Raw genomic sequence first — 13,925 nt, 5'->3', positions numbered from 1 at the left:
TTTTATTTAAAAAGTTTTTCCTATTCTAGAATCAATCAGAACTAGGAGGAACGGGATAATGAAGAAGTGGGGATTATTAGTGTTTTTAGTAATTTGCTTGAGTTTTGCATTCGTGAATAAAGAAATTTCTTTTCAAGATAAAGTAGAGATTCAAACATATAAAAAAATTAACAATGAACAATTAGATAATAAAGAGACTTCTGATCGTTTCCAAACGAAGGACATTACAAAAGAACAGGTCTATAAAGGAAACTTACTCTTAATAAACAAAAAATATCCTGTACACCAGGAGAGTATAAAATCAGATGTTGTAAACTTATATACTCACAAAGAATTGAAAAAGGGCTACGAATTGCTTGATACTAAAATTGAATTGTCAGATTATGTCGCCCGTAAATTTTCGGAGATAATTGTTGCTGCTAAAAAAGAAGGGGTTCACCATTTTACAATTAATAGTGGCTTCCGAGACTTTGGTGAGCAAAATGCACTTTATCAAAAGATGGGATCAGACTATGCCTTGCCCGCCGGCCGTAGTGAACACAATTTGGGTTTATCGCTTGATGTAGGATCTACCAAAATGAAAATGAATGAGGCACCTGAAGGTAAGTGGTTAGAAAAAAATGCTTGGAAATACGGCTTTATTATACGCTATCCAAAGGATAAAACGGCAATTACAGGCATTCAGTATGAACCTTGGCATATTCGCTATGTTGGATTGCCACACAGTGTGATTATGGAGGAAAAGAATTTTTCTTTAGAAGAGTATTTGAATTTCTTAAAAAAACAAAAGTCTATTTCAGCTACAATAAATGGCGAAAAATACGAAATATCTTATTACCCAGTTACTAAAAATACGACCATTCAAGTGCCAACCAATCTTCGTTATGAAATATCAGGCAACAATATGGATGGTGTGATTGTAACGGTATTTCACAACGGGGAAAATACTAATCTTAAGGAGGATAGCTTAGCGGAATGAAAATAATAAAATTAATGAACAAAATTTTTGTTTCAGCATTATTTGTCTTTTATCTATATGCAGTAATTAGGGTCATTCTATTTAAGTTCCGCTGGAGAGATCTAACCTTTCTTTCGTATCAACTTCAGACTAATCTCGGGAATCCTGCTAATCTCATTAACGAATTAAAATTAGGAAATTTTATCCCATTCAAAACAATGTTCATTAATATTCAGAGTCTATCATCATGGCCTGATTTTAGTAATTTGATTGGAAATATCGTAGCGTTCATCCCATTTGGAATGTTTCTTGTTCTTTTATCTAAAAATAGAGGGATGTCATTCATAGGCGTATTCATTAATTCTTTGAGTTTTAGTTTATGCATAGAAAGCTTACAGGTTGTTTTTTCTTTAGGGATTTTTGATGTGGATGATCTAATACTAAATACGTCTGGAGGATTGCTTGGCTATTGTGCGATCAAGCTTTGTGATAAAGTTTATAATAAACTTATTGTAGATACATCAAGCAGTGTCCAAGACAGAGAAATTGTTGATAAACAGGAATTTTAAATCGTACCATTAATAATGTGTACCGGTTATTTAGTTAAGAAACGGCTGCTATGGAGTAGCCGTTAATTTTTGTTAAATCAGCTAATTGAAGTTATGCCTTTTTCAGGCAATGTTAGAATATATTGAAGTTGTGGAGTAGAAACTAACCTGAGGTATGGATTATGAAAACAAAATCATAGAAAATCTATGGTTTTTTTGTTATATGTAGAGAGTAAATAATAAAAAAGAAAAAAGTGGAAAAGGGGGATAAGATGACTCAGGGAAATGTAAAAAGTGATGCAGGATGGAATTTCGATAATAGTTATTCAAACTTACCGGAATTCTTTTTTGCTACTCAAGATTTAAATCCAGTAAGTTCACCGAAATTGGTTGTTCTAAATAAACCAGTGGCATTATCACTTGGTCTAGAGGTTCAATCACTTCAAAGCGAAGAAAGTGTAAATGTTTTTGCCGGGAATCAAGTGCCAGAAGGTGGATTGCCACTTGCGCAGGCATATGCAGGGCATCAGTTTGCACACTTTAATATGCTAGGGGATGGAAGAGCTTTATTACTTGGTGAACAGATTACTCCAAAAAATGAGCGATTTGATGTACAACTTAAAGGTTCAGGTAGAACACCTTATTCAAGAGGTGGAGATGGTCGTGCAGCACTTGGCCCGATGCTTAGGGAATACATTATTAGTGAGGCGATGCATGCGCTAAGGATACCAACTACACGAAGTCTTGCCGTTGTAACGACAGGTGAACAAATCCAGCGTGAAACTCGATTACCTGGGGCAGTTATGACCCGAATTGCTGCTAGTCATATTCGTGTTGGTACGTTTCAGTATGTTTCAAGATGGGGTAGTGTGAATGAACTTCAAGAACTTGCTGATTATACAATCCAAAGGCATTATCCAGAAATTGAACAAAATGATCCAAATCGATATCTTTCACTACTTCAAGGAGTCATTAAGCGCCAAGCTTCCTTAATTATCAAATGGCAATTAGTTGGTTTTATACATGGTGTAATGAACACTGACAATATGACAATTAGTGGTGAAACAATTGACTATGGTCCATGTGCATTTATGGATGTATACGACCCAGCAACAGTTTTTAGTTCAATTGATCTCCGCGGTCGTTATGCATATGGAAATCAACCAAAAATGGCTGGATGGAATCTTGCACGATTTGCTGAAACATTATTACCATTATTGCATGATGATCAGGAAAAAGCCTTAGAAATAGCACAGAATGCAATTTCTGAATACCCTATGATTTATGTAGATAATTGGATCGCAGGAATGAGGAGAAAATTAGGAATATTTAATGAAGAAGAACAGGATAAGTCATTAATTGATGAGTTACTAGAAATAATGGAAAAGTATAAAGCAGACTATACGAATACGTTCAGAGCATTATCATATGGTAATCAAGATGAGATGCCTTTCTTTACATCATCTGAATTTAAACAGTGGGAGAAGCAGTGGCAGGAGAGATTAAGTAGACAATCAGAATCAAAAGAAGCATCTCTTCAATTAATGCGAGACAATAATCCGACCGTAATCCCAAGAAATCATCGTGTAGAAGAAGCATTAGAAAAAGCGGTAGAGAACGGAGATTATAGCGTGATGGAGAAATTGCTTAAAGCACTTTCTAATCCTTTTATTGAATCGGAAGAACAGAAAAATTATTGTACACTACCTCCTAACCCGGACCGCCCTTATCAGACTTTTTGTGGTACTTGATTATATTCATATATTTTTTATAGTACAAATACTACCTTTTACTATAGGTAGTATTTTATTTTTTAAGAAAAACAAGGAACATATTTTAAGTGAATCTGAGCATACACTTTGAATAAATCTCGGAAATTTACTATATTAGAAAAAGTAAATTAAAAGTTTTCTGAATTATAAAGTAAGAGGGGTACTTTCCCTCTTTTTATATTTTGGCCAGTAGAAAGAAGTGGGGAAGTTGAAGAAGCAACAAATTTATATCATTTTATTTTGTATTATGGTGGTATGGGGATTTAATGTAATTGCAACAAAAGTTCTAGTAGAGAACTTTATGCCAGTTACGATGACAGCTATTCGTGTATTCACTGCTGGAGTAAGTGTTTTTATTATTTTATTTTTAATTAAAAAAGTTCGTTTGCTTACTAAGAGGGAGTTTGGATATGTATTTTTTGCGATGCTATTGAATGTAGTTGCACATCATTATTTTTTATCGATTGGTCTTTCCCAAACTTCAGCGTCAAACGGAGGTCTAATTCTAGGAATGGGGCCGCTTTTAACAGCCTTATTGTCGGTTTTCTTTTTAGGTAGTGTAATGAACTTTGTTAGAATTTTAGGCGTTTTATTCGGTTTTGCAGGTGTTGCTTTTATTGTTTTCCAGAGCGGTGGAGGTTTTCATGGCGTTTCGCATGGAGATTTTTATGTGTTTTTAGCAATCTTAGCTCAAGCATCTAGCTTTGTTTTAATTAAAAAAGTTTCGAAAACTTTAGATCCACGATTAATGACTGGATATATGCTAGTTATGGGTTCGATTATATTATTCGGAATTAGCCAAATACTTGAGCCAGGTGGAATGGCTAGTATGGTGCATCATTCAGTAGGAATTTGGGCGATATTTTTTGCATCAGCAGTTGTTGCAACAGCTATGGGGCATATGCTTTATAATTTTGCTCTTGGAAAGGTTGGCACAACAGAGGCGGCTATCTTTTTAAATCTAAATCCATTCTTTTCACTTATTGGTGCGGTATTATTTTTAGGTGAAAAAATTGTTTTAACTCAAGTAGTCGGTTTTATTTTAATTTTAATAGGTGTGATGTTTGGTTCAGGAGTATATGAAGATGTATCTCGCAAATTTAAAAGGGATAATCAATTCCAAATCTAAATTTAAAAAAGTAAAACGATGTATCATAAGACAAATTACTGATAAGGTGATTATCTATTAAGAGTGTTGAAGTATATAGTAGTCAATATTGAAAAATACTAACAATAAATGAATTTCTATGAAAAAAAGTTTATTTATTATTGTTTTATCTGTCATCTTATTGATAAACAAGTTATTTTAATTGATTTATAAATGCTTTACCTAACTTGCAAAAATTAAAATATCTTCTTTTTTGACGGTCAATATTTGTAAAGATGTGTAAGTCTTTATCATAAGTTACAATTTGATGAATAAAGAATCATTCATTCGTTCAATTGATTATTCTATTGTTTTTAAGATTATTCTTATTTATCAAGAACTTGATTGGAACGAAAGGGTGCCGGGCTTCTATGGGATTAGCGGGAAGGCTGAGACCTTAGCAGGCGGCGCCGAGGAGGCTAAAGAATCTCGCCCAATGGAAAGCGAGCACCCTGTAGTGGAAATCAATATCATACAACTTACTTATCAATAATATAACTGAAAAAAATTTTTTCAACAACATGAAGACAATTTACCGATAAGGTGATTGTCTTTTTTTTTTATCTTAATAAATGATTTCTAATTCATTATTTCATGAAAAAAAACTGCTTATTTAGGGCATATTATAAAGTATTCAAGCTATTAGGAAGGACTCATCAAGATGACAATCGACCCAAGAACTCATTCATTAAATGCAGAAACAATTGAGAATGAGCTAGAAGTACCTAGCTGGTTTATAAAATTGAACAAGTTTAAATCTAATTTAAATAATTTGGAGATAGAGTCTCAGTTTTATGAACAGTTCTTAACATTATTAATTAATGAAGAAACAGCGTTAGAGCTGCAATATAAAAATATAAAGTATATTGAAAAGCTAGAGAGTGAAATCCAAATAATGGAAGACCGTTATCGAAAAGTAATGCACTCAAAGCTTGGCAGATTAATTCAGTTTTATTGGAAAGCTAAAAGATGGCTTTTTAGAAAGTTAAGAGGTTGGTGAATATATTTTGAACAAATTTGAAATCCAGCAAAGATTAGAAGAAATTGAAAAAATTAAGATCGAAATTTACCAACGAATGAATAAGGAAATCCCGGAAGACTTAATATTTTCAAAATATCATTTTAAAAAATTAATAAACGGTATTAGTGTAATCGTCCCGACATATAAAGGTGAAAAAGTGATAAAAAAATGTATTGAATCATTAAAAAATCAAACTTTATCACCAAAATATTTTGAAGTAATCTTTATAATCAATGGAGAAAAAGATCTTACCGAAGAGATATTGATGAATTTCATTAAGGAACATGAGATAAATCACTTTAACATTCTTATTTCAGAAGAAGCTAGTGTTTCATCTGCAAGGAATATGGGAATTCAACAAGCATCAAAAAAATACATTACATTCTTAGATGACGATGATTATATTTCACCTAACTTTCTTGAAAAACTATTCAATCATGCTGATGAAGAATCTGTTGTCATTTCACAAGTTGTGGACGTAGATCTAGAAGGTAATAGTAATCCGAATAATCCTGTTAACTCCCAAATCAAAAAAGCGTTAGATACTAAAATTTATACTTATACCGATTTAAATAGTGTTTTAACAATGAATGCTTGTAAATTAATACCAACAAAGAAAGTAAAAACGCAACGCTACGAACTCGGTTTAAAAAGTGGAGAAGATGTAGTGTTTTTTACTAAGTTATTTGCTTTGCATCATTTTCATCTAAAGATTGTTCCATTAGAAGAGCAGGCAATATATTATCGGGTTTTAAGAGATAACTCAGTTTCTAGACGTAAAAACTCATTTGAGTTTAATGTAAAAGAACGTTTGGAAGTAATGAAACATCTTGATGTTTTACTAGGAGAAACGAATAGTCCTACAATCCAACAGTTCATTAAAGGAAAAATACACGCTCAATACGGATTTATAGATAGATATATAAACAATAGCAATGAATTGAGAGAACAAGTAATTGAAGAAGTAAATAAAAATTGTTTTGTCTATTTCCCTTATTTTAAGTTATTCAATGGAGAGACCCGTTCTTTAATTATTTCTTATTGTTTTCCACCATACGTTGATACTAGTGGAACTGTAATGGCTAAACGTATTATCGAAAATAATGAAGTGGTGGATGTAATTTATAATAATATGTCGAAGGTAAGGGAAGTTGATTATCGACAAAATGCAATGGTGGATGGTTTTATTAATAATCGGATGGAAATATCATCTGCCAGTAGTTTTAAACAATGGAAATCAATGAAAGATTTTATTAAAAAATCTCTTAAGGAAATTAAATTTAAAGAAAGAAAAAATGGTGCATACCATAAAATATATAGCCGAGCACTATGGCCTGCTTCACATTTTTTAGCATTTGAATATAAATTAAAAAATCCAAAAGCAAAATGGGTTGCAGAATTCTCTGATCCAATCCTATTAGATATTCATGGAAATGAACGGAAGTCAGCAATTATTGATCTAGGGTTTTATAAAAAAGTAAATTCACTTTTAAAGAAAAAAAACTTCCCACTAGCGTTAAATAACAATATGTTTTTTTGGTGTGAATACATTGCTTATGCATTTGCAGATGAAATTGTGTTTACAAATGAAAATCAGTTGAAATACATGTCAGAAATGTTCCCAATGCAAGAAATGAAAGAAGTCATTTTAAGCAAAGCAAAAATTTGTAATCAACCGACATTACCGAAGCAATATTATCATGTTAAAGCCAGTAAATATAGAATTGATGAAAACAAAGTAAACCTAGGGTACTTTGGAACGTTTTATCAAACGAGAAAATTAAATGAAATAATTGAGGGGCTTAAATTAACTAAACCTGAATTAAGAGATAAAATTAAACTTCATGTTTTCACTTCTGATCCAAAATCACTTACAAATGAACTTTCAGGAGAAGTAATTGAAAAACATATCAAAGTAAACCCTTATGTTAACTTTTTAGAGTTTTTAAATTTTACAACAAAGTTCGATTGTCTAATTGTTAACGATGCGTTTACGAAGGATTATAAAAATATTAATCCATACTTACCTTCTAAGTTGAGCGACTACAAAGGTAGTGGGAATAATATATGGGGAATTTTTGAAGAAGGCAGTATTCTCAGTAGATTTGAAACGAAATACAAATCAGAGATTGGCGATATTGATGGTGCTACTAAAGTGTTTGAATCTTTAGTTACGGAGAAGTTAGTTCAACAATACAAGCAGCTTGATGAAGCATTACCGAATGAGAAATTAATGTAAGAACGAAAAAAACAAAGTTAATTATTATAATTTTGTAAAGGGTAGATTCTTCATGATAAAAAAGAGTTTTAATTTGCTCGGACCAATTCTAATCGGATTGGTCTGTAGTTATCTACTTGTTATTTGGTCTCATAATTATTTGTGGAAAAACCATGTGAATCTTTATCAGAATTGGATTATCACGGATTTTTTTAAGTGGAACTTTATGATTGTGTCAGTTGTTGTTTCAGTATTAATCATTGGGCTCCTTGTTCTAGGCTATAATGTTTGGTGGATTTTAATTACAATTGTAGGGTCAATTGGGATTTTTTCATATGCACTTTCAGAAAAAATAAAATATACTGGAGAGCCTTTTCATCCAAGTGACTTATTTTTCCTGCGTGACCCAATTGTTTTTTTACAATTTTCAAAGCTTCCATTTCTTCTCAAATGGGGAGCATTAATTGGAATCATAACATTTCTTTTTTTAGGGACTTTTTTTGCCTATAAAAAATGGAGAAATGCTACTGCAAGGAAAAATAGTCTACGTTTTTTACTAATCGTATTACTTGGGGTCTTTTTTACATTTGGTTCAAAAGAAGGCTATGCTTATTTTGTAAAAAACTCAAATGTAGAATATATACCTTGGAATTACGAAACTAGTGTTGAAAGATATGGTATGTATCCAGCATTTTTAGTAACTTACATAAATAGCAAACGTGGAGAACCTCAAGTATCTAATAAAGTAAAAAATGAGGTCATTAAAGAGATCAATTCTTTAAAACCACTTTCCAAACCTAAACAATTACCAGATATTTTAGTGATTCAAAGTGAAGCATACAGTATGTTAGATGACATGAATTTAAAATGGAACACTGATCCAAACGCACCTCTTCGATCTATAAATGAGGGGATTCATGGAACTCTAATAAGTAATACATTTGGAGGACGGACGGCTAACGAGGAGTTTGAAGTATTAACTAGTCTAAAGTTAAAACGTAAATTCGAAGAACGGACACCATACCAAGAAGGAAAAATGGGGAATAGACGATCACCTAGTTTCATTCAAGATGTTGGAAACTTTGGTATGGATACGATAGCCCTTCATCCATTTAAAACATCATTTTTCAAACGAAAAGAAGTTTATCCTAACATAGGATTTAATCAGTTCTTGTCAGAAGCAGATTTATCTTCTTGTGAAAAGTTTGGTTCATATTTATCAGACGAGTGTAGCTCGAAAAAAGCATTATCATTAATTAATAAAAAAGGGAGCCAATTTGTATTTTTTGTGACAATGCAAAATCATTTTGATTGGCGTAAAGGCCATTTTCCTGAAGAAAACATGAAAGTTAGTGGAGTACCTATGGATGAGGATTTAAAAGGAAAAGTGGAGAGTTATGCAAGTGGTATTTATAAAAGTGGCAATTCTCTTGTTACAGTATGGCAAGAAATAAAAAAACGTAAGAATCCTACAATCGTCCTTTTTTATGGTGATCATCGTCCAACATTTGGCGATAAAAAGGCAACATACGAGCAGTGGGGAGCACCATTGGAAAAGAGTGAAGGAGAAGATTGGTATAATGAAACTCCGATGTGGATCTGGAGTAACGACAAAAATACAATGGACAAGATCCGAAACTATTCGAAGCCATTTTTAGAGAAAGGAAATCTTAAATTAGAATCATACGAAATTGCACCTCTTTTAATGAAAGTTCTAACAAACGGTCAGATTGAACATTCATGGTATGACTGGGTACTTCAAAATCATTCAAATGATATTTGGGATTGGGTAATCTATGATCGAGTTTATGGTGAAGGAATAACCTTTAATAAAAAATAAAAACGGGGCCAAATAGGCCCTTTTTTATTGGGAAAAAACTGACTTATTTTAAGACTTTGGAAAGAAATCTTATTGCATTTCAAAAACTGTTTACATAAATTGGGAGTTCTTGAAAAAAATACAAGAAGGGATAAGTATACTTTAGGAGGTTAGAAATGAGGAAACTAGTTTTCATAAAAGGTCCTTTGATATTACTAATAGTATTTTTAAGTTTCTTTTGTAATATTCAACATAAAAATGTAAATGCTTTTTCAAGCCAAGTGCTTCAAATGGGTGCTACAGGAGAAGACGTTATTGAATTACAGTCGCGTTTAAAATACAACGGCTATTACACTAGCAAAGTGGATGGGGTATTTGGATACAACACATATTGGGCGGTTAGGAATTTCCAAAATAATTTCGGAATGCCTGTCGATGGGATTGTTGGAGCTAAGACAAAAGCGATGCTAGTAAAAGCTACAAAATATGAAAAAGGTGAAAATGCAGGTGCTGGATCGAATGTTCCGAATGGTTATTCGCAAAATGATATTCAGCTAATGGCTAATGCAGTTTATGGTGAATCACGTGGAGAACCGTATATCGGACAAGTAGCAGTTGCTGCAGTCATTCTGAATCGCGTTAGCAATTCATCATTTCCAAACACGGTGTCTGGTGTTATTTTTGAGCCGGGTGCATTTACGGCCGTGTCTGACGGACAAATTTATTTAACACCAAATGAGACAGCCAAAAACGCTGTTTTAGATGCTGTAAATGGTTGGGATCCGAGCGAAAGTGCACTTTATTATTTTAATCCAGATACAGCGACAAGTGCTTGGATTTGGAGCAGACCACAAATAAAACAAATTGGTAGACATATATTTTGCCGATAAGAAAGGAGTGTTTTAAGTGATTAAGGAAGCTGCAATAGGCGTGTTAGCAATTGGAATTATCGGAACATCATATTGGGGTTATACAGAGCATAAGGCTAAAAACGAAATCAATATCCAGGCAGAAAACAACTATCAACGGGCATTTCATGAACTAACTTACGAAATAGATTTACTACATGATAAAATTGGCGATACTTTAGCAATGAAATCAAAATCATCTCTCTCTCCAGCACTAGTTGAAGTATGGGGACTAACTTCTCAAGCTAGATCTAACGTAGGGCAACTTCCTTTGAGACTATTACCAGTTAATAAAACGGAAGAATTTCTAACAAATATTGGTGATTTTAGTTATCGAACTGCAGTAAGAGATTTGGATAAACAACCATTGACTCAAAATGAATACGCAACACTGCAAAAGTTATATGATAACTCTGCTGAAATTCAAGGAGAGATTAGAAAAGTTCAGCATATGGTATTTGAGAATAAATTACGTTGGATGGATGTAGAGCTTGCTTATGCAAAAGATCAAAATCCGAAAAATAACGTAATTATTGATGGATTTAAGACAGTGGAAAGGAATGTAATGACCTATTCCGATGCAAATGCAGATCCATCACTGACAAATTATAAAGTAAATCGTGCAAGCCTTTCGAATATAAAAGGCGAAAAAATAACGACAGAGCAAGCGAAGGACATTGCGAAAAAATTTCTTCAATTAAATAGTACAGCACAAATAAAAGTGGATCTTACAGGTGAAAAATTAGAAGATCGGTATTATACCTTAGAAATTAAAGAACCAAAAACAAATAGCGAAATTTATATGGACATTACTGAAAAGGGAGGATATCCAGTTTGGGCTATTGATCGTCGTGATATAAAGGCGCAAAAAATTGATTTAAATCAAGCTTCAATTAACGGCCTGAAATTTTTAGAACGTAATAAATTCTCCAATATGGAGCTAACAGAAAGCTCGCAATATGATACGATTGGTGTATTTACATACGTTACAAAGCAGGATGGTGTAAGAATTTATCCTGAATCTGTTACGATGAAGATTGCTCTTGATGACGGAAGTATTGTAGGATTTTCATCAAAAAATTACTTAGCAGCATATACGAAAAGGACGATTCCAAAACCGAAAATATCAGTTGAAGAAGCGAGAAATAATATTAATTCAAACTTAAAAATAATGGAAGAGCGTCAAGCGATCATTCTAAATAAATTGAATCAAGAAGTACTTTGCTATGAATTTGTAGGAACACGAGGAAACGACACATATCAAATTTTCGTGAATGCGGATACTGGTGTAGAAGAACAGATAAAAAAATTGAATGTCTTAGTCGAAAACTACGACTGAAGCTTTCACTTTTTTAACGATGGGGACTTAAGTATGTAACTTAAGTCCTCTATTTAATTTTAAAGATTCTCCCAATAATAATGAAGATAAAAAAAGAAAAAGGAAATAAGCTATAACCATTTCCTTTTTTACTAGATTTAAAAATGGTAGGAATACCAAACTAGCATTTCAGTTTAAAACACATGCATTATTAATTACAAATGCGAGACTTTTTTCAGATATTCTAAATGCATAATCCTTTCAGTTAAATCTGACAAGGTATCATACTTTAGGCTTGTACAAAGCTTTATTTTAAGCGACTTTAGGAGTAGGAAATTATAGAGCTCAATTAGTAAAAAATATTTTTTATATTTGTCCTAATGTCCAAAATGGTGAATATATATTTCTTGAGATTAAAATTCTAGAGGGAGAGAGGTAAGGGGTAGATTCTGCTTGTTAGTAGAAGTTTAATTGTCTTGTAAGCGTTTCCTTTAGAGAGAAAGGGGGATTAAATGAACATATTATTATGTTGTGCTGCCGGTATGTCTACAAGTTTATTAGTTACAAAAATGGAAGCTGCTGCAAAAGCTGAAGGAATCGATGCAAGGATTTGGGCAGTGGGTGCTAATGATGTTAAAAATCATCTTGATCAAGCAGATGTATTACTTGTAGGTCCCCAAGTAAGGTACCTACTCCCACAGTTAAAAAAAGAAGGTTTACAAAAAGGAATACCAGTTGATGCCATCAATCCGGTTCATTACGGGATGTGTAAAGGAGCAGAGGTCCTGAAATTTGCAATCGATTTAATAGGTTCATAATTTCATATAGGGGTGATTTGTGATGGCCAACTTTACTCAAATGTTAGAAGAGAAAGTAATGCCTGTTGCTGGTAAAATTGCAGGTCAAAGACACTTGCAAGCATTACGTGATGGAATTATTTTAACACTGCCTCTTATTATTGTCGGTTCTATTTTCTTAATTTTAGGCTTCTTACCGTTTGACGGATATCCAGATTTTATGGCAAAAACATTCGGTGCAGCTTGGCAAACAAAGCTTCTTTATCCTGTAAGTGCTTCATTTGATATAATGGCGCTCATTGCAGGATTTGGTATTGCATATCGACTCGCTGAACATTACAAAGTAGATGCATTGAATGCTGGTGCGATCTCGATTGCCTCATTTATTTTATCAACACCATACTTCACAATGTTTACTCCAGATGGAGCAACTGCTGCTATTAAAGTAGGCGGAGTACTTCCTATGGCATTTTTAGGTAGTAAGGGTCTGTTTGTTGCTATTATTATTGCATTATTCTCAACTGAAATTTATAGATGGGTAATTCAAAGGAACTTTGTCATTAAGATGCCGGATGGCGTACCACCTAGTGTAAGTAAATCATTCGTTGCTTTATTCCCTGCATTTTTAGTTATTCTCCTAGTATGGATTATTCGTTTACTAATTGAAAATACACACTATGAAACTCTACACAATGTCGTTGGGGATCTATTACAAGATCCACTTAGTAGACTTGGTGGGTCATTAGCTGGCGCGTTAATTGCTGTATTATTAATTCAGTTATTATGGTCAGTTGGTTTACACGGTGCGGCAATTGTTGGTGGTGTAATGGGTCCAGTATGGTTAGCAGCAACTGATGCCAACCGTTTAGCCCTGCAAGGTCATCATGCAATGCCAAATGTCGTAACACAACAATTCTTTGATATCTTCATCTACATGGGTGGTTCTGGTGCAACAATTTGTTTTGCTCTTATGATGCTATTATTTGCAAAGAGTCAGCATGCAAAACAACTAGGAAGGCTATCGATTGGACCTGGTATCTTTAATATTAATGAACCAATTACGTTCGGTGCGCCTGTTGTAATGAATCCACTTCTTTTAGTTCCATTTATTTTAACGCCATTAGTTCTTGTTGTAACCACATATATAGGAATGAAAACGGGATTTGCTCCAAAAACACATGGTATTGCAATTCCTTGGACGACTCCACCAATTATCGGCGGTTGGCTAGCAACTGGAGGTAACTGGAGAGGCTCTGCAATGCAATTGATTAACCTTGTTATAGCATTCTTAATTTACTTCCCATTCTTTAGAATGTGGGATAAACAAAATTTACAAACTGAACAAGGCGCACCTAAATAAGAAATGCACAAAGGGGCTTGCGATCTAGCAGGCTCCCAAACTATTTGAAAGAGCTAGCT

12 protein-coding genes are annotated in these 13,925 nt (G+C 33.3%); all 12 read left to right on the top strand.

The features are described from left to right. Positions 1-58 precede the first annotated feature (58 nt). Positions 59-979, top strand: coding sequence for a VanY-A/VanY-F/VanY-M family D-Ala-D-Ala carboxypeptidase (vanY, locus tag ACFVR2_RS15050; protein ID WP_387363065.1), 921 nt, complete (start codon positions 59-61; stop codon positions 977-979). Then, positions 976-1,527, top strand: a complete 552-nt coding sequence (locus ACFVR2_RS15045; RefSeq protein WP_387363062.1) for a VanZ family protein — start codon at positions 976-978, stop codon at positions 1,525-1,527. Before vanY ends, ACFVR2_RS15045 begins: the two co-directional genes overlap by 4 nt. 251 nt (positions 1,528-1,778) lie before the next feature. Beyond that, a complete protein-coding gene (locus ACFVR2_RS15040) occupies positions 1,779-3,257 on the top strand; it encodes a protein adenylyltransferase SelO (RefSeq protein WP_387363059.1) in 1,479 nt (492 codons plus the stop codon). Between the two features lie 229 nt (positions 3,258-3,486). Then, complete coding sequence (locus ACFVR2_RS15035) at positions 3,487-4,407, top strand: DMT family transporter (protein ID WP_387363056.1); 921 nt, start codon at positions 3,487-3,489, stop codon at positions 4,405-4,407. 286 nt (positions 4,408-4,693) lie between these two features. Next, positions 4,694-4,918 (top strand): hypothetical protein, encoded by a 225-nt coding sequence (locus ACFVR2_RS15030; RefSeq protein ID WP_387363053.1) that lies wholly within the window; start codon positions 4,694-4,696, stop codon positions 4,916-4,918. Between the two features lie 168 nt (positions 4,919-5,086). Next, positions 5,087-5,425, top strand: a complete 339-nt coding sequence (locus ACFVR2_RS15025; protein ID WP_387363050.1) for a hypothetical protein — start codon at positions 5,087-5,089, stop codon at positions 5,423-5,425. A gap of 7 nt (positions 5,426-5,432) precedes the next feature. Next, positions 5,433-7,685, top strand: coding sequence for a glycosyltransferase (locus ACFVR2_RS15020; RefSeq protein ID WP_387363047.1), 2,253 nt, complete (start codon positions 5,433-5,435; stop codon positions 7,683-7,685). A 52-nt stretch (positions 7,686-7,737) separates the two neighbouring features. Beyond that, positions 7,738-9,504, top strand: a complete 1,767-nt coding sequence (locus ACFVR2_RS15015; protein WP_387363044.1) for an LTA synthase family protein — start codon at positions 7,738-7,740, stop codon at positions 9,502-9,504. 155 nt (positions 9,505-9,659) lie between these two features. Further along, positions 9,660-10,373, top strand: coding sequence for a spore cortex-lytic enzyme (sleB, locus tag ACFVR2_RS15010; RefSeq protein ID WP_387363041.1), 714 nt, complete (start codon positions 9,660-9,662; stop codon positions 10,371-10,373). A 16-nt stretch (positions 10,374-10,389) separates the two neighbouring features. Continuing rightward, positions 10,390-11,730 (top strand): germination protein YpeB, encoded by a 1,341-nt coding sequence (gene ypeB / locus ACFVR2_RS15005; RefSeq protein ID WP_387363038.1) that lies wholly within the window; start codon positions 10,390-10,392, stop codon positions 11,728-11,730. Between the two features lie 491 nt (positions 11,731-12,221). Then, on the top strand, positions 12,222-12,527 hold the full coding sequence (locus ACFVR2_RS15000) for a PTS sugar transporter subunit IIB (RefSeq protein ID WP_387363036.1): 306 nt from the start codon (positions 12,222-12,224) through the stop codon (positions 12,525-12,527). Positions 12,528-12,549: 22 nt separating this feature from the next. Beyond that, positions 12,550-13,866, top strand: coding sequence for a PTS cellobiose transporter subunit IIC (celB, locus tag ACFVR2_RS14995; RefSeq protein ID WP_387363033.1), 1,317 nt, complete (start codon positions 12,550-12,552; stop codon positions 13,864-13,866). Positions 13,867-13,925: the final 59 nt, after the last annotated feature.

Source organism: Gottfriedia sp. NPDC057991 (genome assembly GCF_042886615.1).
In the GTDB taxonomy this organism is placed as follows: Bacteria; Bacillota; Bacilli; order Bacillales; family Bacillaceae_G; genus Gottfriedia.
This window is presented reverse-complemented; position numbering and strand designations above follow the sequence as displayed.

Coding starts and splice junctions, on each gene's coding strand:
- vanY (WP_387363065.1), top strand. CDS start 59: ATGAAGAAGTGGGGATTATTAGTGTTTTTAGTAATTTGCTTGAGTTTT.
- ACFVR2_RS15045 (WP_387363062.1), top strand. CDS start 976: ATGAAAATAATAAAATTAATGAACAAAATTTTTGTTTCAGCATTATTT.
- ACFVR2_RS15040 (WP_387363059.1), top strand. CDS start 1,779: ATGACTCAGGGAAATGTAAAAAGTGATGCAGGATGGAATTTCGATAAT.
- ACFVR2_RS15030 (WP_387363053.1), top strand. CDS start 4,694: ATGAATAAAGAATCATTCATTCGTTCAATTGATTATTCTATTGTTTTT.
- ACFVR2_RS15025 (WP_387363050.1), top strand. CDS start 5,087: ATGACAATCGACCCAAGAACTCATTCATTAAATGCAGAAACAATTGAG.
- ACFVR2_RS15015 (WP_387363044.1), top strand. CDS start 7,738: ATGATAAAAAAGAGTTTTAATTTGCTCGGACCAATTCTAATCGGATTG.
- sleB (WP_387363041.1), top strand. CDS start 9,660: ATGAGGAAACTAGTTTTCATAAAAGGTCCTTTGATATTACTAATAGTA.
- ACFVR2_RS15000 (WP_387363036.1), top strand. CDS start 12,222: ATGAACATATTATTATGTTGTGCTGCCGGTATGTCTACAAGTTTATTA.
- celB (WP_387363033.1), top strand. CDS start 12,550: ATGGCCAACTTTACTCAAATGTTAGAAGAGAAAGTAATGCCTGTTGCT.